The sequence below is a fragment of the Rickettsia felis URRWXCal2 genome (assembly GCA_000012145.1).
Classification (GTDB): domain Bacteria; phylum Pseudomonadota; class Alphaproteobacteria; order Rickettsiales; family Rickettsiaceae; genus Rickettsia; species Rickettsia felis.
Genome location: CP000053.1, coordinates 1,303,309 through 1,328,400 on the forward strand (window position 1 = coordinate 1,303,309; position 25,092 = coordinate 1,328,400).

A 25,092-nucleotide genomic window follows, 5' to 3' on the forward strand; every position below is an offset into this window, starting at 1 on the left:
GAAATGACTCAAAAAAATACTTTATTGCTCATAGACGGATATGGATTTGTTTTCAGAGCCTATTATGCACAACAGCCTTTAACTTCACCGAAAGGCGAGCCTGTCGGTGCTCTTTACGGCTTCGCTTCAATGCTCCTAAAATTGCTGAGCGACTTTAAGCCTAAACATGTCGCTGTAGTATTTGACAGCGGCGGGAAAAATTTCCGCCATCATATTTATCCTGAATATAAAGCTAACCGCCCGCCTCCACCTGAGGATTTAGTCGTACAATTACCTTTAGTTCGTGATGTTGCTAGTAACTTAAACTTTCCTATTCTAGAGAAAAACGGTTATGAAGCCGATGACATTATTGCAACCTTTGCCGCTAAAACAGCTGCACTCGGCGAAGATGTAGTTGTCATCTCTTCCGATAAAGATTTATTGCAGTTAATGGGTGAAAACATCAAAATATATGATCCGTTAAAAGGAAAATATATTACGGAAGATGATGTGGTTAAAAAGTTCGGTACTACTTCTGATAAATTACGTGAAGTGATGGCTTTAATCGGCGATAGATCGGATAATATCCCGGGCGTACCGTCTATTGGACCAAAAACGGCAAGTAGCCTTATAACGCAATTTGGTTCTGTAGAGAATATATTTAACTCTTTAGAACAAGTCTCAAGCCTAAAACAACGTGAAACTTTACAAAATTCTAAAGAAGCGGCGTTAATTTCATGGCAATTAATCGGGCTTGATTCTAATGTTGATTTAGATTTTCAGCTGAATAATTTAGAATGGTCACCTCCAAATAGCGATAAATTAACAGGATTTTTACAGGAATACGGTTTTAAATCTTTATATAAAAGAGCAGAAAATTTATTTGATATTAAAATTAATGACCATAAAGAGATAGTAGAAAATAAAGTAACCGAAGCAAAAGAAATCAGTAACGCTAGCGAGTTAGCGGATTTTGCTAAAAAAGCTGAGAAAATAGGAATATTCGGGATATATTTACTGCAGCATAAAGGGGATAATGTTGCTCTTATTTTATCATTGCAAAACCAAAGCTATATTATTAAAATTTCTAACACTTCCCATGATCTATTTTCCTATAATACTAAAAATAATAACGACTGGTTTTCGGATATAATCTTCAATTTACTAACCGATAAATCTATAAGAAAAATTACCTACTCTCTAAAGCCTCTACTTAAATTCTATGCAGAACAATCTCATGAAATTACGGCTATAGAGGATTTAGAACTAATGCAATATGCGTTATCTGCCGGTTTATCACAGAAAAATTTATTTGAAGAGGCTTTGAAAGAGGATAATAGACATCTTTCTAAACCAGCTTATAGAGAGGAATTTAAAGGAGACACGGAAGCACTTGCCACCGCAGCGTACAAAAGCGTACGTGAGGATGCGAGTACCGGATCGACGTCTAAATTACCTCTAGAAACGAAGTTTGGGAAAATGTCTAATGTAATTAATGAATCGGCAAGAATAGTCGCCGAATTTACTTCACTTTATAAACAAAATATACTGGAGCTTAAAGATAATAAAGCCTTTAGACTTTACAGCAATATTGATTTACCTATTTGTTTTATTTTAGATAAAATGGAAAAAATTGGGATTAAAGTAGACGCAAATTATCTAAATCAGTTATCTGCTGAATTTGGAGCAGAAATTCTAAAACTTGAAGAAGAAATTTTTGCTCTTAGCGGAACTAAATTTAATATCGGTTCACCAAAACAACTAGGTGAGATTTTATTTGAAAAAATGCAGTTACCTTTCGGTAAAGCTTCGGCTAAAGCGAGCTCTTACTCAACAGGAGCGGAAATATTAGAAAAGCTTAGCGAGCATGGATATAATATTGCCGACTTGTTATTAAGATGGCGGCAACTTACAAAATTAAAGAATACCTACACCGATAGTTTACCGAAACAGATAGATAATATAACACATAGAGTACATACGACATTTTTACAAACTTCTACCACTACAGGGAGACTTAGCTCACAAGAACCTAATTTGCAAAATGTACCTATTCGCTCTAGTGAGGGGAATAAAATCAGACAAGCTTTTATCGCTGAAGAAGGCTATAAATTAATATCTGCCGATTATTCCCAAATTGAGCTTAGAATATTAAGCCATATCGCAAATATAGATGCACTAAAACAAGCGTTTATCAATAAAGACGATATCCATACTCAAACGGCTTGTCAAATCTTTAACTTGCAAAAACATGAACTAACTAGCGAACATAGACGTAAAGCAAAAGCCATAAATTTTGGTATCATTTACGGTATAAGTGCTTTTGGGCTTGCTAAACAATTAAACGTTAGTAACGGCGAAGCATCCGAATATATCAAGAAATATTTTGCCGAATATAAAGGAGTGCAGGAATATATGGAGCAAACGAAAGCTTTTGCAAGTAGCAACGGCTATGTCATAAATTTCTTTGGCAGAAAATGTTTTGTACCTCTAATTCATGATAAAAAGCTTAAACAATTTGCAGAACGTGCAGCTATTAATGCTCCTATTCAAGGAACTAATGCCGATATAATTAAAATTGCTATGATCAATCTAGATCAAGAAATAGAAAAAAATAATCTTAAAACCAGATTAGTACTGCAAATTCATGATGAATTACTATTTGAAGTGCCGGAGGATGAAGTAGAACTCGTAACGCCTATTATCAAAAAAATTATGGAAAACTCTACTAATATGGATGTACCGATTATAACCGAAATTAGAGTAGGTAATAACTGGATGGAAATTCATTGAATATACTCGTTTAATTTGAAAAATTGGCGTCGTTGTCTTTTGCTGATAATCCTCACGTTACTCGTATGTACGCTGCGGTTATCAGCTTCAAGACCGATTCCTCTTTTCCAAATTAAACTTCGTCTATATGGCATTGCTTAAGTAACGGGAGATAATAATAAAAAACTCGATGTCATTCCCGCGAAAGCGGGAATCCATTACTTTAAAACTTTTTAAAAGCTCGATTTATCTCGCTTTATAGTGGATTCCCGCTTTCGCGGGAATGACATCAAAATCATGAAGTAAACTAAAATTATAAAAAGTATGATAAAAAATGATTTGATGAACTATAAAGGTTATTTAGGATCAGTACATTTTAATGCTTCTGAAGAACTATTTTTCGGTAAAGTAGAATTTATAAGAGATTTGATAAGCTATGAAGCATCCGACGCTAAAACTTTAATAAAGTCATTTCAAGAAGCTATAGATAGTTATCTAGAAGATTGTAATATAGTAGGTAAAATACCCGATAAACCTTTTAAAGGTAGTTTTAATGTAAGAATTGAGCCTGAACTACATAAAGAAGTAAGCTTATATGCGATGCAACACGGCTATACTTTAAACGGTATAGTTAAAAAAGCTTTAAACGAATTTATAAAAATATAAGAGGTTGTTTGCATCAATTATTTTAAAAGGAGCATAATGTATGAAAAATTTTATATTCACATCCGAATCGGTTTCTGAAGGGCATCCGGACAAAATTGCCGATCAAATTTCAGATACGGTACTTGATGAAATTCTAAAGCATGACCCTAGTGGTCGTGTTGCCTGTGAAACATTTGTAACAACCAGTCTAGTTTTAGTCGGCGGCGAAATTACTACTAGTACCTACGTGGATATTGAGCAAATAGTACGAAGCAAGATACAAGAAACCGGCTATAATAATCCAAATTATGGATTTGACGGTAGCTGTTGTGCCGTAATCTCGTCTATAATTAAACAATCGCCCGATATAGCTATGGGTGTTGACAATTCAAATGACGATGAAATAGGTGCAGGAGACCAAGGTATGGTTTTCGGTTATGCCTGTAATGAAACGGATAGTTTAATGCCCGCACCGATTTACTACGCTCATTTATTAATGAAAAGGCAAGCATATTTACGTAAAAAAATATACTGTCTTGGCTTAGACCTGATGCAAAGTCACAAGTCACGTTACGATATGAAAATAACAAACCGATTGCCATTGATGCAGTAGTTTTATCAACTCAGCATCATCCGGAAATACAACAAAAAGACCTTATTGAAGCAGTAATGGAAGAAATTATTAAACGGCATTACCAAGCAATTTACTTCACAAAGACACTAAATACCTAATTAACCCAACAGGTAGATTTGTTATAGGCGGTCCTGTTGCCGATTGCGGCTTAACCGGTAGGAAAATTATCGTGGACAGCTATGGAGGGATGGCAAGGCACGGCGGTGGTTGTTTTTCAGGAAAAGATCCAACAAAAATAGATAGGTCGGCTGCTTACATGGCACGTTATATTGCTAAGAATATAGTAGGAGCAGGACTTGCTGATCGCTGTGAAATACAAATATCTTATGCAATAGGCGTTGCTGCTCCCGTATCTATTTATGCTGAAACTTTCGGTACTAGCAAATTAAGCAACGAACAAATTACTAAGCTCATAACACAGCATTTTGATATGCGTCCAGGCAGAATTATTAAACATCTTAAGCTTCGCACTCCATGTTATCAAAAAACAGCTTCTTACGATCATTTCGGTCGAGAAGACGAAAATTTTGCAGGGAGCAACTAGATAAAATAGATATATTGAGAGAGTAATTATAGGGCTTAGAAAGAACTATCTTGATATTTATTTATCCTTAATATAGGATTATTTTCACATCCGCTTATTCAACTAATTAGTTAGAAAGTATGACTGAGAATATAAATAGTGATATAAAGTTCGGCAACTTGGAAAACTCTGAAAACGAGCTTATAAATACTGCTCTAAAAGAGAATAACCAAAATAAGCTGAGAGAGCATTATGAAAATATCACTCAAGCCTTAAATAATATACGGGAATATGAGTATGAAGCGAAAGCAACTCAGTACCGCGAAATGCTTGACGATGCCCGTACCTATGATAAATCCACAAAAGATTATAATTTAGGCTCAGCTCATTTTATAACGGCTAGCGGTTATAAAGCCTTACTTGGAGCTTATAAGGCTTTAAATCCTGACGAAAATACAGATAAAAAATTAGACCATTTTATGAATGGCTTAGATGAGATTTATAAGCAATCCTTTTCAGCACGTAATTTAACTAGCTCAAATAAATTACCACCCGCAGAACAGTTAAAAAAATTTTTAGAAACAACTACAGATGAAATATACGATAAACTGCAAAAAACCGGAGAAGCATATTTATCATATTCTAATGCTCCTACTAATACAGGATTACATGCAAATGTTATAAAATATTCTAAAGAAAACGGAAAAAATTATCGTATTATATATAATGCCGGTGCTGGAGTAAGAGCAGATAATTCAAAGCTAAATCAAACACCAAAAGATCAATTATCTAAAATAAATGAAACAATAGAAGCAAGAAGTAAAGCAAAATTCAGTTCCATTAAGTATGAACTCAAAAATCAAACAGATAAAGAAGTAAAAGATTTAATATATAAAGAAATAAAAGATAGTATATTTTCTATATTATCTATAAATGAACTAGAAGCAATAAAAGCTCATAATAACGAGATTAACAGGTTCAAATCGGAGCAGCTTATTAACCCAAAAGCTGATTCAAGAAGAACAGTTACCGGACAAACTTTAGGGAATTGTAGCAGCAGGTCAATAAGAGAAGCTTTAAGAGACAATGTACCGGATTCAGAATTTCGTGAAATATATGATTTTATTACACAAAATCAAGTATCTCAAATAATATCAAACTTAGAAAGCGAACAAAAAAATTTAGCAAATACTTTAAATATACCTTTAACAAAAGAACAAAGTATCTCAAATACAACTCATCAAAATCAATTCCAAAATGATATTGCCAATTCAGCTACTAATAATTTTGATGCTTTTTTTTATAATGAGGGGCATACACCAAGCACGAAGGAAAAGTTATTTAATAAAGTTGCTGAAGAATCTAATTTAAAGTATGTCAAGATTGATCTAGTAGATTTTTTATCTACCGTGTTTCCCTATAAGGACACTGATTTACCTATTACCGAAGATCTTTTAAAGCCTATCATAAACCATATCCAAACTTGTTTTGAAGAACGCGAAATAGCTCCCTCAAAAACAGTTTTAGAAAATTATAGATTATATAAATCTAACAAAGAACAAATCATTAACGAGCTATCAGAAAAATGCTTAAATGATAAAGATGTAAATATACTTATCAAAGCACAAATACAAGCAAAAATAGAAAACCGCCCTTCTATAGATATTTTCCGGCAAATGAAACAAAGTAATACTAACCCTAAACCGCTAGAGCTATCGGAAGAACATAAGAAATTGGATGATGTCATAAAAGATATGGCACAAAAATACAAAATGACCATACCGGAAGCAAAAGCATCTGAAGAAATCACTCAAGTAGTTAAAGATTACAGTGAAAATAAATTTAATGAAGAAATAACACCTATCAAAGCTCAAAAATTAGTAGATGAATTTACGCAAGCAACGCTAGATATTTTTGAAGAGAATAAATTAATAGACTCACCTATAATTGAAACAAAAAACGAGCATATTAATATACCTCTCCCGAACACAGAAAAACAAGAAACTACTAATCTTAACTTGGATACAATACACTCAAAAAATTCACCTGTATCAAGCTTTTTGAATGACACTGTACTTAAAGAAGAAAAACAAAATTTAGTAAATGAACTAATAACTGAAGCTAATAAAAACCTACCTGATAGTACGAAAGTAGTAGACGATAAAAAACAAGAAGTTAAAACTGATAATATATTCAATAAAAATTCAGAACCTAAAAAACAAACTATCAAACATAAATTTTATAAGTATTTAAGTAAATTAACAGAAAAGTTGGGATTAAAATCCATAAGTAATTACTTTAAAGATTTAATTAAAGAGCCAAATCTTGAACAAAATATTAATTTAGAAAAAGAAGCAAAGTTAATAGCAGACAAACATCGACTAACAAAATATATGGAACTTAGCGATAATAAAAATAATAATGCCGTATTTAGCGGTAAAAAAACATCAAAGAATATTACTCAATTATAGATTCATTTTACCGTCAATTCAGGTACTGCCTATAAAAAGTTAACTCAAGGTTGTCATTCCTGCGAGGCATTGTTGCATGTATACCACCCCGTCATTGCGAGCAGTCGTAGTACTTGCGTGACAATCCAGTAAAATAATAAAAAAAATCTGTAAATCAGAATTTTTTACTGGATACCGTGGTCAAGCCACGGTATGACAACCGAGCGTTTTTCAAGAGCCACACAACAATGCCTCGCAGGAATAACATAGAAAGCCGAGCAACAACCCCACTATTTACTATATCCTTTTAAAATCTCAAAATCCTGCCCTTGTAGAAAAAACTTTTCAGGTAATGTAATTTTTGCTACAAAATTCTTTACACCTTCGCTTTGTAAATAGATTGTAGCTTTAGCATTACTCTGGTCCCTGTTATTAGTGCGAGCTGCAAGCAAGGTTACTATCTGCCGTAATTCTTCATGATTTTGTGGGTAAAGCTGTAACTCAAATTGTTTATTATTAATTGCATCCTCAATTGATGAAAAGCTTTTTGCCGTTAGTTTTATTCCTCCTTCATCTTTAACTATATCACAATTAACGACTACCAAACTTTTAACATCGAGTAAATGTACATAATCTTTTAAAACTTCCTCACTAAAAATACTAAGTTCAAAGATATTCTCAGGATCAGAAAGCACAAGCGTCACGAACCTACCTCTCGCCGACATACGAGAATCCTTTTTTTGTATTACACCGGCAAGATTTACTCGGTTAGTACCGTCAGGTAAGTTATTATGTAAATCTGCCGTATTTAAAATATTTAAACGACTAAATATTTCTTGGTACTGCGTAAGAGGATGATTAGAGATAAATAAACCCATAGATTCAAACTCATAAAAAGCTAAAGTATTGTTATCGGCATAATCACTTGCTATTAATATATTAGGGCTTAAACTAGAAACTTTAATTAAGCTAAATTGATTCGATTCCTGTTCTGCATGGTATGAAGCCGAATAAGCAAGCAATTTTGAAATACTTGAAAATAACTGCAATCGATTATCATGCAGTTCATCAAAACAGCCCGATTTAATTAAATTTTCTAGTAATTTACTATTAATAGATTTTAGAGGTAATCGTTCAATAAAATCGGTAATTGATTTAAACGCTCCTCTTGCTTTTCGCTCGTCCGTCACTAACTTACCGAAATTCGGCGTAACTCCCTTAATAGCCCCTAAGGCGAAGATTATTGTGCTTTTTTCTTTGTCATATCCGGTATCCTCTATGTCATTTCTGCTACCCTTTATGTCATTCCCGCAAAAGCGGGAATCCATTTTCATACTTTCATGATTCAGAACAGTTTTTACCTTTTCTGGATACCCGCCTACGCGGGGATGACATAGAGGGCCTTGGGGATGACAAGTCGCAGCTTGCGGTATGACAGACTTTACACTAAAATACCCTTCAGAAATATTAATATTAGGAGCAATAATTTTTATACCGCTATCTTTTGCTTCTTGTAAAAATAAATTAATTTTATCATGATTATTTAATTCAAGATTTAAGCATGCTACTAAAAACTCTGCCGGATAATTAGCTTTAAGATATGCGGTTTGGTATGAAATAACGCCGTAAGCCGCAGCATGTGCCTTATTAAAACCGTAACCCGCAAATTTAGCCACGGTTGCAAAAATGGATTTAGCTTGAGATTCCGAAATATTATTAGCAATTGCTCCTTTAACGAAGATTTCTTCCTGCTCCTCCATTTCTTTCTTTATCTTCTTACCCATTGCTCTACGAAGCAAATCAGCAGCTCCTAGCGTATAACCTGCAAGAATCTGAGCAATTCTTTGTACCTGCTCCTGATATATCACCACTCCATAAGTTTCTTCTAAGATTGGCTTTAATAGCTCATGTAAATAATCAGGCTGTTGTAATTTATGCTTACAAGCTATATAGGTAGGAATATTTTCCATAGGACCCGGACGATATAAAGCCCCAAGAGCTATCAAATCGTGTATAGAATCAGGTTTAAGGCGTCTAAGTGCATCTTTCATCCCGATACTTTCAAATTGGAAAACGCCGACTCCTTTACCTTTACACAACATTTGATAAGTCTTATTATCATCAAAGGTCATATTGTTAAAATCTACTTCTATCCCTTGCTCTTTAAGCAGTTTCTTACAATCGGTAATAACTGTTAGGGTTTGAAGCCCTAAAAAATCAAATTTAATTAAACCGGCAATTTCGGAATATTTCATAGAATAACCGACTACCAGCATATCGGAATTAGCATCTTTATATACCGGTACTATATCGACTAAATCAGTACCTGCTATTACGATTCCTGCAGCATGAGTTGAGGAATGCCTATGCAATCCCTCAAGAATTAACGAAGTATCAAGTACTAGCTTAATTAACTCCGCTTCACCCTCCAAATTATACAGCCCATTACCTTTAGCAGCATTTGCAAGCTCCGGAACTTCACGCATCGCCTGTTCTAGGCTAACGGGATTAACCGCACTAAAAGGTACAAGCTCCGTTAGATAATCAGCAAATTTATAAGGTAAGCTAAGTACGCGAGCAACATCCTTAATTACGGCCTTTGCCTGCATTTTACCGAAAGTTATAATCTGTCCTACTCTATTATTACCGTATTTAGAGCGTACGTAATTGATTACTTCTTCACGCCTTTCTTGACAAAAATCAATATCAAAATCAGGCATTGAAATACGTTCAGGATTTAAAAATCTTTCAAATAATAAGCCGAATTTAATCGGATCGAGATCAGTAATAAGCAAGCTCCAAGCAACAACCGAGCCTGCTCCCGAACCTCTACCCGGTCCAACTAAAATCCCCTCTTTTTTACTCCATTTAATAAAATCGGACACAATTAAAAAATAACCGGCAAAATTCATATTACAGATAATATCCAGCTCATAATTAAGACGAGCAAAATATTCGGTTTTCAATTCTTCTTGATTCTGCAGCGGAATATTTTCAGATTTAAACTTTGTAGCAAGCCTTGCAAGCAACCCTTCTTTAGCATCTTTTCTAATTAAATCCGTTTCACTAATATCTTTGGTGGCAAAATTAGGCAGCATCGGCGGGTTTGCATGTGCAGCAAAATAACAACGCTCTCTTAAATTCACGGTATTTTGTATGGCACTAGGTAAATCAGAAAAAAGCTCTATCATCTCATGCGGTGATCTAAAATAACAATTTTCACTAACTGTTTTACGATCAGGATATTCTTTAGTAACACCGGCTGATATACATAATAATACATCATGTGCATCATGCATGGTTTTTTCGCTAAACAAAACTTTATTAGTAGCAACAAGCGGAATAGCAAGCTCGGCAGCAATTCTAATATAACTATCTTCAATAAACTGTTCTTCCGGTAGATCGTGTCTCATAATCTCAAAATAAAAACGATCTCCTAAAATGTCCTGTAATTTACGTGCAAATAGCATCGCTTGCTCTTCGCTCCGAGCTAGCAAGCATTTTCCGACAATACCGTCGGTATAACAGCATAACGCTATTAATCCCTCTTGATATTCAATTAAATCTTCAAAATCAATGTGATCGCATAGCTTACGATCATTTTTAGTAAAAGTAAGGCTTGATAGTTTGAGTAAATTTTTATAGCCGGTTTCATCTTTAGCTATAAGTAAAATTTGAGCAAAAATATCTATATCGTATTTTATATTTAGAATAACTCCGTGTATCGGCTGCAGTCCTTTTTTTACTGCATATAATGCAAATTCTAACGAGCCGAATAAATTTCCCTTATCTGCCAAACAAATAGCAGGCATTTTATTTGATGAAGCAAGCTCTACTACTTTCTCGATCGTTAATGCACTTTCTAAAAAAGAATAAGAGCTTTGAGTTCTTAAATGAATAAATTCAGGTCGCATTTTTTATTAATTTTATAAGTGTATAAATCGTCATTGCGAGCGAACGTAGGCGTTGTTGCATGGATCGTTTTATGTCATTCCTGCGAAAGCAGGAATCCAAAAAAAGTATAAATATAACAAGTTTTTAAAACTAAAAGCTCGATTTATCTCGCTTTATAGTGGATTCCTGCTTTCGCAGGAATGACATCGAGCTTACTTCCGACTGCATAATATCTAAAACCGATTTTTTTCATTGCTTCATTATCTATTATATTTCTAAGATCAATGACTATCGGGAATTTTACTAAATCATAAATTCCTTGCCAATTAAGTTCTTTGAATTCTAACCATTCAGTTGCAATAACTATAATATCTACTGATTTACAGGCTTCAGCTACCGAATCTAAATATAGCAAATTTTTATGTTCTAAATTCTTTTTAGCATTTTCAAGACCGATAGGATCAAATGCTTTAACATATACATCTTTATTTAATAAGATCTTTACAATTTCGATGGCAGGACTTGCCCTAACATCATCTGTTCCTGCTTTGTATGTTAAGCCTAAAACTGCTATATTTTTACCTTTTAAATCTCCGTCTAACAAAGTAGCTATCTTATCTACCATATTACTTGGACGCTGCTTATTACTTTTAATTACTGCCTTAAGAATCTTACAATCGATATGATGATTTTCTACAAGATTATTTAATGCTAGAATATCTTTTGGAAAACATGAACCACCAAAACCCGGTCCTGCATTTAAAAAATTTTGACCGATTCTTTGATCAAGTCCTACACCTTTAGATAAATCTTCAATATTACCGCCGATTTTTTCACATAAATCAGCCATCTCATTAATAAAAGCAATTTTGGTAGCTAAAAAGCTATTGGAAGCATATTTAATAAGCTCGCTCGTCACTAAATCGGTAACCACGAACTTTGCACCTTGTTCTATTAAAGGTGCATAAATTTTTCGTAATATTTCCTCTGATTCTTTATTATTTACACCGACAACTATACGATCAGGATATAAAAAATCTTCTACCGCACTGCCCTCTCTTAAAAACTCAGGATTAGAAGCAACATTAAATGAAAAGCCTTTTGATTTTAAATAAGCTATAATATTACTGCAACTATCAGGCGGAACAGTAGATTTTATGACTATTAAACAATCTTTATTTATATGCTCGGAAACTTTATCAATAGCATCATAGACATATTTTAAATCTGCTTCTCCCGACTCTTTTGAAGGCGTACCGACCGTAATAAATATTGCCTCGGCATTTTGAAGTTCATTATTATAAATATTTGTAAATTTTAACCTATTAGCTTCTAAAGCTTGCTTAAGATATTCATCAAGTTTAGCTTCATAAATCGGTAATATTTGCTTATTTAATTTGGATATTTTAACCTCATCATTATCAAGACAAGTAACATTATGACCTAAATAGCCCATAATAATACCTGAGACTAATCCCACATATCCGCTACCGATAAATGTAATATTCATAATTTTTTGTGATTTTTATATTAAATTTTTAAATTATACGTTATATTCCAAGTGTATACCTCAAATAAATGAAGAGTAGTATAGACGAAGAGCAACTTCAAAAAGAGCAAGGAATTCCGAATACGAGGAGCGAAAGCCGTTACTTAAACGTTCAGTACCGCAGTACTTGTAGGATGACTTAGACAATTTTTGAAGTTCTATCCGAGTATATAAAGCTTTTATCATATTTCAATAGATTTACAAGCTCAAATGAATTTTATTAAAAAAACCTTTATTAGTATTTTTATAATTCTAATTTCATTATCTTTGGCTATAACTCTAACTGTTTATAGTGCAAATAAAGGACACTTAAATGAACCTTTGAAAAAAATAATTGAATTTTATTTAAGTAAAAATGATATAAAGGCTATACTACATAATTTAGAATTTAAAGAAAACAGATTATCCATAGATAAAATTTCCTTAAGTCTTATAGATAATGCTAGAGGAGAAATTAGCGATTTTAATCTTTTCTTTAATTTCAAAAATTTCTTCTCTAATTCGTTAATAGAGGCTAATTTTAATATCGATAAAATTTCCGTAATTTCAAATAACGATGAAGAGATTATAAATACTTCAACAACCGGTGATTATTCGTTAAATATAATTAAAAAAGATTTCCTAACCGACATACGACTAACTTCAATAAAAAGTGATATCTTAACTGATGAGCAAGGAACAGACTTACCTCTAGGAAATGCTTTATGCTCATATAAAACCGCCTATTCTAAAGATCATCCAAAGACCGTTAATTGCAAACTTACCTTTGGAGACAAAGCTTTTTTATCACTAAGCGGTATAATAACCGATAAAAATATCGATGCAAGTGCAGCTGCCGCAAATATGCCTTTAATAATTTATCAAACAGTCGAAAAAATTATTCCGGATAACCCTATAATCTCATATTTACGAGAACATATAAAACAAGGTTACATCCAAAACGGAGAATTAAATATTAAATTAGATAAAAAATTTTTAAAAAAAAATATTTTAGTAGAAGATAATTTAAAAGCAAATTTACATATCTCGAATTTTGAATATAAATATCATACAGATTTACCGCCTTTGACTAAAGTTGATACTAATATAATCATTTCAGGACCGGAAATAAAATTTCTAATTAATGAAGCATATAGCGGTAAAAGTGTTGTTTCAGACGGCATTATGACTTTCAAATGGGAAGGACCGGATAAATCACAATTTATTTTTAATGCTACTGCTAAAGGTGAAATTAACGACTTAATTGCCTTTGTTCCAAATGATGCCTATCAAAATATTAAAGCTCAAAATATTGATCTTAAAAAAATCAAAGGAACGGCAAATTCAATAATAGAGCTAATAATTCCTATTAGCCCAAATATCCCTAATAGCTATAATGTTTTGTCGACATTAACAAATATCTCTTTTAACACCTTAGACAATAATATCCTATTACAAAACGGTGAAGCCAAAGGTAGCTTTAAAGACAACAAACTAAATATTAACGGTAAGGGTAAAATTAATAATTATGCAAGCAGCTTTACTTATGATCACGATATATCAGATAAAAATAATGAGTGTTTACTTAAAATAAAAAGTAATATTACGGCAAATAATCAAAGATTTGGAGTATTTAAATTAATTTCAGGCAGCAGCATTTTAAATTTTGAGTATAAAAAACAGCATAATAATGAGAGTTTTATTACCGTTAATTCTAATCTTGATAATTTAGAATTCTATATAGATAAAGTATCTATTCATAAAAAATTATATAAAAAAGCTAATTTATATTTATATACTAAATTAAATGATAAAAATTTCGATAGAAATCTTGAATTTAACCTATCGGGGCAGGATAATCTAAAAATTAACGGTAATGCCCTAATTAAGAAAAATATTTATAATATTAATCTAGCCTCTGTTAAACATAATCATACGGATTTAAAAGGAAAAATAATCATAGATAACCATAATCTTAATACGGAACTTTATGGAAGCGGATTAGATTTATCAAATGCTAATATGATGCAGTTTTTAGAAAAAGAGGGAGATTCTACACGTAATATTAATTTAAAAACTAATATATCAAAAATATTTTTAAAAAATAATATAATTCTAGGTAATCTTGATTTAGCAATTAAATGTGATAAAGTACGGTGTTTTTCCGGTTTTCTAAATGCTAATATCGATAATAAAAAAGTTAAGATGTCGCTTACCGCTAAAGACACTTTTGAACAATGGCTAATTGAATCCGATAATGCCGGAGCATTACTTAAGGGACTTGGAATGTATACCACTATGCAAAACGGTCAGATTAACATCAACTTAAATACAAGAAGATATGAAGTAAAAAAAGGGGAAATAGTGCCGATATTAGACGGCAAATTTTCTATAAAACATTTTACAGTAGTCGATACTCCTTTTTTAACACGGCTTGTTTCCTTTGTTTCGTTGCCGGGTTTTCTTAGTTCAATAACTAATAATAAAAATATTTTATTTGAAGATATGACCGGTAAATTTAATTATAGAGGAAATATAATTACAATTTTCGATACGGAAGCACATGGACCGTTCTTTGATTTTACTATGAAAGGTAATATTGATACCAAACAGCAATTAATTACGGTTAAAGGAAATGTTATTCCTTCCTTTTTCTTAATCAGCACTATTGTAACTAAAATACCGGTAGTCGGTAAAATATTTTCCAAAGTAGCACCTTACTCCTTAAAAATGAACTATAAATAGTTATATTCTGTGTACAAAAAATTATATTTAATCGGTATTTTACTTTTAGGCTTAATTTCCGGTCTTACGTTTAATTTAATTTTTTTCACAGTTCCATATCAATTATCCGAAGCAAAATACACCACTGATATAATAGGCTCGATATCACTAGCTGCTTTTCCGTATTGCTTAAAGGTCATATGGTCACCTTTTATAGATAAATACTCTATACCTTTTTTATGTTCTAAATTCGGTCACAGGCGTGGCTGGGCATTGGTATCACAAATATTTTTAATCCTAGCGATGACGGGGTTCTTAAACGTAAGCCCTTGTAATAATTTATATATTACTGCAATTATCTTATTTATTATTTCATTCTGCAGTTCTACGCAAGATATTGTACTTGACGCATATAGAATTGAGAGACCTACATCTAAAGAAGAGCTTTCAATGGCTTTTACCTTTAGTAGCATAGGGTTTCGTTTAGGTATGTTACTTGGCAGCGTCGGTGCTTTATATTTATCAATTATTTTCGGCTGGAATACAGTATATAAATTTGCTTTATTCATTACTGTAGTTGGTCCTATAGTAATCTTATGTATCAAAGAACCAAAACCTAAAGAAAAACGTCATACGACTACTAATTTAATAGGATTACAACAATATTTTGAAGTTATTAAAAAAAGTATTATATCTTTAAAAAATGAACAGCAATATTTACTGCTAATTATGTTATTTGTATTCTTGTACAAAGCTGCGGATTCTATACCTATGGCTATGAGTTCGCCTTTATTTCTAGATTTAAGTTTTACTACTCATGAAATTGCCGTTATTTACAAAGCTTACGGGTTACTAATCATGATAGTCGGAGGAGCTTTAGGCGGAGTTTTAGCTGCAAAAATGGGTATATTTCATAGCGTCTTAATTGGTGGAGTTATTCAATTATTGTCGCCTCTTATGTTTATGATTCTTGCTACCATCGGCTATGATATAAGGATATTTATAATAACAGTTACAGTACAAAACTTTTGTGCAGGCTTTGCAGGAACTATTATCTCTATCTATTTTGCTAGCCTTTGCAATAGTGAATTTGTTGCCACGCAATATTCTATTATTGCATCTTTTAGCTCTCTTAGCCGTATTATTCTAGCTAGCCTTGGCGGTATTTGTGCAAAATATCTTACTTGGCCTGTATTCTTTTTAGGTAACACTCTGTTTAGCATGTTATTTATACCGATATTTTATAAAATATATAGAAAGAAACTAGACTTTGTGAATATTTCTAAAAAGATATGACAATTATTAAAAAAGGTTTATAATATTGATATATATACTTCTGCGAAATGAAGAGTCAAAATTTTTATGAAATTATATAGTTTTCAAGAACATTTATTAGAATTAAAAATAAGACTTCTTAGAATATTTACTGCTTTTATAATTATATTTGCTATTTGCTATTATTTTAGCGACAATATTTATAGTTTTTTATTAAAACCGCTTGCTAAGCTAAGCGGTGATACGGTACGAAATATAATTTATACAGGGCTTACAGAAGCATTTTTTACCTATATTAAACTTGCAGCTTTTACTGCTTTTACTATTATTATACCTATAATTGCTTTGGAGTGTTATTTATTTATCAGCCCAGGGTTACACCGCCATGAAAGAAAAATTATCGCTTTTATTCTTTTTATGTCGCCTATTTTATTTTGGTGCGGTAGTATTTTTGTTTTTTACTTTGTAATGCCGAAAGCTTGGAATTTTTTTCTTAGTTTTGAAAAGCGTGATATGATAGTACCGATAGTTTTGGAAGCAAGAATTAGCGAGTATCTAAATTTAGTTATTCATTTAATTATTGCTTTTGGAGTTGCTTTTCAACTACCGGTTGTGATAATAATATTAAATATACTAAAAATAGTTAAGGTACAAACACTTAAGCAAAAAAGACGCATTGCCGTGGTAATTAACTTTATTATTGCAGGAATATTAACGCCTCCTGACATTTTAAGCCAGTTTGCTCTTGCAATACCGCTACTTTTATTATATGAAACTTCAATAATGATATGTAATTTTATAGAAAAACCGAGGACACTAAATGTTAAATATCAAATGGATTAGAGAAAATCAAGAATTATTCGATGAAAAGCTTAGCCAAAGATTTATTGAACCTATGTCTAGTAAAATTGCTATGCTCGACGGAGAGAAAAGAAAAATTACGTGTTTAATTCAAGAATTTCAGCATGCACGCAAGGTAAAATCAAAGATTTTAGGTAATATGGCCTCTAAAAGCGGCGAAGAGTTTGAAGGGCTACAAAGAGATGTCAAACATATAAATGAGAAGTTGGAAGAACTTGAACAGGATCTAAATAATAATAACGAATTAAATGAACTATTAAATATGCTTCCTAATATTCCGGACGAAGAAGTACCTTACGGAATGGATGAAAGTATGAATAAATTAGTTCGTACTTACGGAGAGACAAATCCAAATGCTTTGAATAAACAGCATTTTGAACTAGGTACAAAATTAAATTTAATGGATTTTGAACAAACTGCTAAAATTTCTGGAGCTAGATTTGTAACGTTAAAAGGTGATTTAGCAAAGCTAGAACGTGCTTTAATTAACTTTATGATTGATGTCCATACTAAAGAGTTTGACTTCTTTGAGATATCACCTCCGGTACTAGTTCGAGATAATGCTATGTATAATGCAGGACAACTACCTAAATTTGCCGAAGAGTCTTTCGCAACAACAAATGGTTATAGACTAATTCCAACCGCAGAAGTATCTTTAGTAAATATAGTTGCCGATACTATTATACCAAGAGAAAAATTACCGATGCGTTATGTTGCTTACACCCCGTGCTTTAGATCAGAAGCAGGTAGTAGCGGTAGAGATACAAGAGGTATGATTAGATTACATCAATTCGGTAAAGTTGAGCTAGTATCTATTACTACCACTGAAGAATCAAAAAATGAGCATGAATATATAACTAATGCTTCAGAGACTATTTTACAAAAACTGAATCTTCCTTATCGTGTTATGTTACTTTGCACCGGAGATATGGGATTTGCGGCAAAAAAAACCTATGATATAGAAGTATGGCTTCCGGGACAAAAGCAATATCGCGAAATTGCTAGCTGTTCTAATTGTGGAGATTTTCAAGCACGTAGAATGAAAGCAAGATATAAGGAATTCGGCAGTAACGAAACTACCTTAGTTCATACTTTAAATGCTTCAGGATTACCTATCGGAAGAACTATGGTTGCAATACTTGAAAATTATCAGAATGAAGATGGATCAATAACTATACCTGATGTCTTGATAAATTACATGGGAGGGTTACAAAAAATCACTACATATAGTGAATAATTGTTTATTAAATATAAATAATAAGGTAAAGTTTTGTGATATACTCGTTTAATTTGAAAAATTGGCTATGTAGTGTAGAAGATGCGGTTGCATGAGTTGATTTTTCCGTTAGTCACCCCGTGGCTTGACCACGGAGTCCAGTTTATAATACTAAAAATTAGTATTGTAAGTTTTTTGCTGGATACCGTGGTCAAGCCACGGTGTGACACAGTATACAAAACGATAATTTAAATTCAGGTTATTTGTGTTTAGTGATTTACGAAAATTTGACAAAGATATATATAATTATAATGCTCCTAATTTTATACCTATAGCATGTCATTATAATCAAAATACTTTACTTACCAAAGACGGTAAATTACTACAAATTATAAAAATACACGGCATTAACTCAGAGAAAATAAGCGATAACATACAAAATTTACGTGAAATGGTTAGAGTTTCTATAAAAAAGAATATAACCGATTATGATTTTGCTTTTTGGCTACATACAATACGAGAAAAACAAAATTTAGATGATTCCACTCCTTACAAAAAATTATTACCGGCAAATATTCATGCACTATGGCAAAGAAAAAACCATTGGAATGATAAATTCGTTAATACTTTATATATATCTATAGTACATGATTCTGCTAAAGTTGACATCAAAAATTTTAACTCTTTAATAAATTCTTTATCTAATAAATTAATTACTGATTTTGAAAATAACTACTTAGATTCAGCTTTTCAAAAACTAGAAAATATCACTAATAATATTTTAAACGATTTAAACGAATTCGGTGCTGAAAAACTTGGTATAATATTTGAAAATGATAATATTTTTTCTAATCCTTTATTTTTATATAATCGAATAGCTAACCTTAATAATAATGATTGTTTGGTACCTATAATAGATTTATCCGATGCACTAGGTAGAAGTATTTATACAATTAGCGGCGATAAAATGGTAGTTACGGATCATGAGAAAAATAACAAATTCGCTTCTTTACTATCTATAAAAGAATATCAAGAAACTCCTTCTAATACACTGGATAAATTTTTACAGTTACCGATTGAATTAATAATAACTGAAATATTTTACTTTGTTAGCAAAAAACAAGTAATATCCAAATTGCGTGGTCAAGATCATATTCTAAAAATTACTAACGACTCAACTTTACTTAATCATAAAGGGATTAATAAGCTTGATGCAGCTAATTTAGATTTTCAATTTTGTAATCAGCAAATTTCAATTGCCGTTATAGAAGAAGATGAAAATAAACTAGATGCAGCCGTAGCTAAAGCATCAACCGAACTTTTTAAACTTGGTATTATTCATGTAAAAGAAGATCTTAATATTGAACAAATATTTTGGTCGCAATTACCTGCTAACTTTGCCTTTATCCGCAGAATGTCACCATTATCCGTAGAATATATTGCTTCTCTTACCGCTCTTCATAATACTACACTCGGTAATCAATATAATCCTTGGGGTAAGGCTATAACTTTACTGCGAACCGAGAAAGGTACTCCATATTTCATGAATTTTCATGATAAAACGAATAAAGGTAATACTTGCATCTTTGGTACGGAAAAAACCGGCAAAACCGTATTATTGAACTTTCTAATATCAGAATCAACTAAATACGATCCAACAATAATTTATATCTCTAATAATAATGATTCTAAAATTTTTATCGAGTCAATAGAAGGCAAATGGCTAGAACCGGACAAACAAATTATCAATCCATTTTTAGTAGATGATACAGAAAAATCACAAGCTTTCATTTTAGAATTTTTAAAATTAATCAGCGGTCATTATATTTCACCTCTTAGTGAAATAGAGATATCCTTTCTAGAGAAATTAAAAAATAAAATTTTATCAATTGAAAAAGAAAAACGTATTTTTTCCGATATTTTAAAATTAGAAGATTTTAAAGAGGAAGGAGGAATACAAATACTTGATAAACTTAAAGTTTTTACCGAAGGACAATTATATTTCGGATTATTTGACAGACCACCTCTTAACATTGAAGAAGGGAAAGTTATAGGATTCAATTTATATAAACTCTCTGATGAGCCGTTTTCTAAACAATTTTATCCAACGGAGAGGAAATTTTTAGAACAATTTAATAATAATTTAAAGAAACATCAAGCTATTTGTGCAGGAGTAATTTATGCTTTTACTTATCATTTAAGCCTAGTTGGCACAAAACCTAAAATATTTGCTGCCGATAATTTTGATAAACTTTACAGACCTGAAGTTTATTATGATAATATAAATTTAATCTATAATAATTTATCTCAAAATAACGGTATTTTCGTCAGTAATTTCAATTTTATTTATCTTAAGTCATATCCAAAATATACTATAAAACCTTGGCTTGATTTAATTAATACTAAAATTATTCTACCGTCTGACGTTAAAATAGAAGATTTAGATAAAATTTTAGGTTTAAGCGAGCCGGAAATACGAAAATTATCACAGCTAATACTTTCTGCAAGAATGTTCTTAATTAATAAGGATAATGAATCGATAGCTTCTGAATTAAGTATTGCCGCTTTAATAGGAATTGTCCGTATTTTATCAAGCAGACAAGAGGAAATGGATATTTATAACAAAATACTTGAACAACACCAAGGTCCTCCGGATAATTGGATTAATTACCTATATAATGAGTTAAATACGGACTGAGGTGAATAGCTACTAAAACCATTGTCATTGCGAGACGGTGTTGCATGCGTGGATACCCAAATCGTCATTGCGAGAAGGCGTTGTTGCGTGGACCGATAAAACCCAATGTGTCACCCCGCGGCTTGTCCACGGGGTCCATAAAAACGATAAAAAATACTAATAATTTTAGTATTTTTAACTGGATCCCGTGGTCAAGCCACGGGATGACAAAGGTGAAATTGGTCCACGCAACAATGCCTTGTGAGGAGCGAAGCTTTGTTGCAATCTAGTTTTAATTTCATGAGATTGCCACGCTCCTTACAGTCGCTCGCAATGACGGAAAATTGGTCCATGCGGGCGATGCCTTCTCACAATGACAACAAAACAACGAACATAAAGAATACTCAAAGTGTTAAAAAAATATTTATTATTTTTCTTATTTTCATTTTTCTCATTTAATGTGCAGGCTTCTATTTGGGGTGATATAGGTAAATGTATTACTGATCCATGTAATTGCGGACAAAGCGATAGAACGGAAACTTGGAATAGAGGCAGCAAAAATGAAGTAAAAAGAGGACCTTTTAAACCTGGTACATTGTGTCCACCTTGGAATAAAAGCGACGGTCGTGATAGTGATACTTGTTTATTAAAATTTGATTACCCAGGCACATTTATCGGTTTTTTACTCAATAGATGTGCGGAAGAAGCCCCTGATAGTAGTTACTTTACTCCAAAAATTCGTATTAGAGTTCAAAGCTGTAATGCTGCCGCTTGTTGGAATCAAAACTCCACCTTAAATTGGGATGGAGAATGTGTATTATGGCCTACAGGTTACGGTCTGCCTCTAACTAGAGTCTGTGCTAGAATTGCCGTACCGGATATGCCTCCACCTCCCGGAATAAACGCCACACCTTCCCCTGCAGATCCGGGTTATACCGATGGAGTACATCTCAATAAAGTCGGTTATACAGAAACTGATAATAAGATAATAGGTGTAGACGGAAAAATAGTTACTTTAAAATCTCCTAAACTTTGTGCTTATAGCGACCCTGGACTTGTTAATCTTGTTTCAGATTCCGGGGTACATCTTGATCCGATGGACTGGAATCCTAATCGTCAACCTCTTCATCAAACTAACGAACTTAGTCCTATTGCAAAAGTATTAAAATTTTTAGTTGAAACGGTAAAAGGAGCAAGTTTACCAAGTTTATTAGGGCAGCTTCTTGGTATGATAGATCAAGATTCAGAATTTATAAAAGTGCTTCGATCAATACTTGATGCAATAGGAGAGATTTTTAATTTTTTTCCTAGTTTAATAATAACGGTTATTGAAAAACTCGGAGCATTAAACGGTTCTGTAGATAGCTATTCTTTTGGTTGTGTACAATTACCTTTAGGACCTTTTCCACCGCCATATTGCCCAAATTTAGATTATATTAGCATTAATGCTAGTGCTAATAATGTATGTAGCATAAAAGATGCAAGCGGCAATTTTGATCAATCTTCTACTAGTCCGGCGTGTGTAGTGCCGTCTAATATTAATGTTAAAAACAATATTGTTAATAATACCATACGTGTTAGCTTTAGCAATTTTGTTCCGCTTTGCACAGGATCAAACTCTGACCTCAAAACTTGTGTAGAGCCACGTAATACAGATTTTTCTTCAGCAAAAATTACTCATACTAATACGGCTTTTAAAGATTTAATTAAATCGTGTAAGAATACTTCAGGCAGCACCCCATGTATTAATACAGATATATCTACGCCATGTAGTGTTACAGCTAACGGTTGTAATGAGGGATTTAGAATAGTATATTCGCAGAAAATTGGAAATGTAGAAACACCTAGCGATTACTACATAAGCGATATGCCGGACTGTCCAAGTTCTAGTTCAACTACATGCCAAAAAGTATGGGGAGTTAATATAGGCGAATTTAAGGATGTAAGCGTAAAGTTTCCTAAGATACAAGGGCAAGATACAAATAGCTTAATACCTATAAAGACAGATGTCACCCTAAAAGACAATAACGGTAAAGATAGAAAACTTTATGTCTCTATTAGTAATACCGAAGACGATAAGCAAAACCCTAATAATATTTGCTTATTTGAGTCCGGTAATTTAATAGATTGCGTACCGAGAGTAAATCATTCTTATAGTCTAGCTGCTTATGAATGTTCAAGACAATATGCCGGAATTACCTGTACTAATAACAATGCCAACGATGCTTATTATAAACCGCAATTCATTGCTTCAGTGCAAGTAAGAGAGAAACAAACAGATGGGACTATTAACATTATAGATGAAACAAGCACTCTTGTAACACCGTTAGCATATGCCGGACCTCCACCTCCCAACCCTACGGACACAGAAAGTATAGTAATGCTTGCCGGTTATAAGTATAGTTCTTCCGTTGCGTTTATACCTAAAGATCCACCAAAAGATCCGACAAATGATAAATATATTGCTATGCCGTTTTCAGGAGAAAATGCTCTAAATCAGTTGACTATTCACGGTAAATATAAAGACGATAAAGAACCTTATGATAGCAATGGAAAACCTGACTCAAGTGCGGTATATTTAAAATATTTAGAATATATAAACGGTAAATATATCCAAGGTGGAACGCATGCCTGCTTGATGCCGAAAAATTTCCAACATTGTAATCCTATGCCGATTCCTACTTTACCTGATGGATCACCTATTCCCGGTTACAATAATAACTCGATAAATTGTGTACTTGCTAAACTAAACAACAACAATACTATAAATTGTAAGAATTTTAAAAATATATATAGCCTTAAATATCCAAACCTTGGTTTATGCAGCAAAAATATAAATACAAGTAGCTGTACTCTAAAAGAAACAGTGGAAGGTATTACTATTTATGCTTGCAATATAAATAATATTCCAAGTAACTGCTATACTAATAATAATAGCCCTAATACTCCAGTATGTGTTTTAAGTAGGGATTATAAAGATAGAGTCGAGCCAGGACCTGACAAAGGACCAAAATTAGTACCGTTAGATGATAAATCAAAATATTATACAGTGACATATACAGCAGGAGATGAGAACACTCCTCCTAAACCGACATATAAAGCTGAGACTGAGGATGTAAGAGATAAAACTTGGCAAGAGCTAGATCTTTGTGCTCCTATATTAGTACCTACTTGTGCTAAAATTCCTAGCACAGCTGATGCTCCTTCCGGTAGCACCCACGGTAATGCAGAATGGGATGAAAGCGATATAGGAGAACTTGCAATAGGAAGATGCCCGACGAATTGGATAGTTATTGATCCTAGTAAACCTTTAGAACGCCATTGTTTATCATACTTTGATAGAAAAGTTGTTGAATTTGAACCTTTAGGTCAAAATGTCGGTTGTAGAGAATCTACAGGATTGCCTATAAAAGTCGGTTATAACGACTTTCCATCAAGCCAATTACCTGAGACTCCTTATAACCCGGTAACTAAAATAGGTGACTATATCTTAAACAAAAAACCGGTGCCGCAGGGAAGCATTATGGCATTTCCAAAGGATGGGGCATTTATAGATGCAACAAATAGACTGGACAATACAATATTGCATACTGTAGAATTCAAAGTAACTTTAGATGCAATAATGGACGATATTGAGTATTTTGAAGTAAAAGATTTATGGTATGATGATTGCACATTAATATATGTCAACGGTCAAAAGCTACTTAGCCTCCCTACTGACGTTAATTCTCTAGGTGAAAAAAGGTACTGTAACAATGGAAATGACCAAGGTCAAGCATTACAAGCTAAGAATTTACCGATTGATATAAAGCGTTATTTAAAACAAGGAGAAAATACTATCAGATTCCAGCTAAGAGTTATGTTTGGTGGAGGACTATATTTCCACATGCAATATAAAATGAAGAGATAAATAA

Annotated in this window: 11 protein-coding genes and 3 pseudogenes; 12 read left to right on the top strand and 2 right to left on the bottom strand. The window is 32.6% G+C overall.

What is annotated here, in order from left to right; genetic code table 11:
- Nucleotides 1-3 precede the first annotated feature (3 nt).
- From polA to RF_RS09375, 6 genes and pseudogenes are all read left to right on the top strand, one after another.
- Nucleotides 4-2,772, top strand: coding sequence for a DNA polymerase I (gene polA / locus RF_RS06540; RefSeq protein ID WP_011271539.1), 2,769 nt, complete (start codon nt 4-6; stop codon nt 2,770-2,772).
- A 303-nt stretch (nt 2,773-3,075) separates the two neighbouring features.
- Nucleotides 3,076-3,417 (top strand): type II toxin-antitoxin system HicB family antitoxin, encoded by a 342-nt coding sequence (locus tag RF_RS06545; RefSeq protein ID WP_011271540.1) that lies wholly within the window; start codon nt 3,076-3,078, stop codon nt 3,415-3,417.
- 40 nt (nt 3,418-3,457) lie between these two features.
- A pseudogene (metK, locus tag RF_RS09365) lies at nt 3,458-4,600 on the top strand (methionine adenosyltransferase).
- 93 nt (nt 4,601-4,693) lie between these two features.
- Nucleotides 4,694-4,957 (top strand): annotated as a pseudogene (locus RF_RS11675) (hypothetical protein); the annotation flags it as partial.
- Nucleotides 4,958-5,032: 75 nt separating this feature from the next.
- Nucleotides 5,033-5,297 (top strand): annotated as a pseudogene (locus RF_RS11680) (hypothetical protein).
- A 1,526-nt stretch (nt 5,298-6,823) separates the two neighbouring features.
- Entirely contained in the window at nt 6,824-7,024 is a 201-nt protein-coding gene (locus RF_RS09375) for a hypothetical protein (RefSeq protein WP_039595571.1), read from the top strand.
- A 269-nt stretch (nt 7,025-7,293) separates the two neighbouring features.
- Here RF_RS09375 and dnaE read toward each other — a convergent pair whose 3' ends face one another.
- Both dnaE and RF_RS06585 read right to left on the bottom strand, forming a co-directional pair.
- Nucleotides 7,294-10,917 carry a DNA polymerase III subunit alpha gene (gene dnaE, locus RF_RS06580; protein ID WP_011271544.1) on the bottom strand — a complete coding sequence of 1,208 codons (3,624 nt, stop codon included), beginning with the start codon at nt 10,915-10,917 and terminating at the stop codon, nt 7,294-7,296.
- 143 nt (nt 10,918-11,060) lie between these two features.
- A complete protein-coding gene (locus RF_RS06585) occupies nt 11,061-12,407 on the bottom strand; it encodes a UDP-glucose dehydrogenase family protein (protein WP_011271545.1) in 1,347 nt (448 codons plus the stop codon).
- A 249-nt stretch (nt 12,408-12,656) separates the two neighbouring features.
- Between RF_RS06585 and RF_RS06590 the strand changes: the two genes are divergently transcribed.
- The 6 genes from RF_RS06590 (at nt 12,657) to RF_RS06615 (ending at nt 25,088) form a co-directional block, all read left to right on the top strand.
- Nucleotides 12,657-15,170, top strand: coding sequence for a YhdP family protein (locus tag RF_RS06590; RefSeq protein ID WP_011271546.1), 2,514 nt, complete (start codon nt 12,657-12,659; stop codon nt 15,168-15,170).
- Nucleotides 15,171-15,179: 9 nt separating this feature from the next.
- Entirely contained in the window at nt 15,180-16,445 is a 1,266-nt protein-coding gene (locus tag RF_RS06595) for an MFS transporter (RefSeq protein WP_011271547.1), read from the top strand.
- A gap of 66 nt (nt 16,446-16,511) precedes the next feature.
- Nucleotides 16,512-17,267: a twin-arginine translocase subunit TatC gene (gene tatC / locus RF_RS06600; protein ID WP_011271548.1), complete on the top strand. Its 756-nt coding sequence runs from the start codon at nt 16,512-16,514 to the stop codon at nt 17,265-17,267.
- Nucleotides 17,245-18,522: a serine--tRNA ligase gene (serS, locus tag RF_RS06605; protein ID WP_011271549.1), complete on the top strand. Its 1,278-nt coding sequence runs from the start codon at nt 17,245-17,247 to the stop codon at nt 18,520-18,522. The genes tatC and serS overlap by 23 nt, the downstream gene beginning before the upstream one ends.
- Before the next feature lie 244 nt (nt 18,523-18,766).
- Complete coding sequence (locus RF_RS06610; protein WP_011271550.1) at nt 18,767-21,199, top strand: VirB4 family type IV secretion/conjugal transfer ATPase; 2,433 nt, start codon at nt 18,767-18,769, stop codon at nt 21,197-21,199.
- Nucleotides 21,200-21,587: 388 nt separating this feature from the next.
- Complete coding sequence (locus RF_RS06615; RefSeq protein WP_011271551.1) at nt 21,588-25,088, top strand: hypothetical protein; 3,501 nt, start codon at nt 21,588-21,590, stop codon at nt 25,086-25,088.
- The last annotated feature ends 4 nt before the right edge of the window (nt 25,089-25,092 follow it).

Excerpts from the sequence above, each read along its gene's own strand:
- polA (WP_011271539.1), top strand. The coding sequence starts at position 4 with ATGACTCAAAAAAATACTTTATTGCTCATAGACGGATATGGATTTGTT.
- RF_RS06545 (WP_011271540.1), top strand. The coding sequence starts at position 3,076 with ATGATAAAAAATGATTTGATGAACTATAAAGGTTATTTAGGATCAGTA.
- dnaE (WP_011271544.1), bottom strand. The coding sequence starts at position 10,917 with ATGCGACCTGAATTTATTCATTTAAGAACTCAAAGCTCTTATTCTTTT.
- RF_RS06585 (WP_011271545.1), bottom strand. The coding sequence starts at position 12,407 with ATGAATATTACATTTATCGGTAGCGGATATGTGGGATTAGTCTCAGGT.
- RF_RS06590 (WP_011271546.1), top strand. The coding sequence starts at position 12,657 with ATGAATTTTATTAAAAAAACCTTTATTAGTATTTTTATAATTCTAATT.
- tatC (WP_011271548.1), top strand. The coding sequence starts at position 16,512 with ATGAAATTATATAGTTTTCAAGAACATTTATTAGAATTAAAAATAAGA.
- serS (WP_011271549.1), top strand. The coding sequence starts at position 17,245 with ATGTTAAATATCAAATGGATTAGAGAAAATCAAGAATTATTCGATGAA.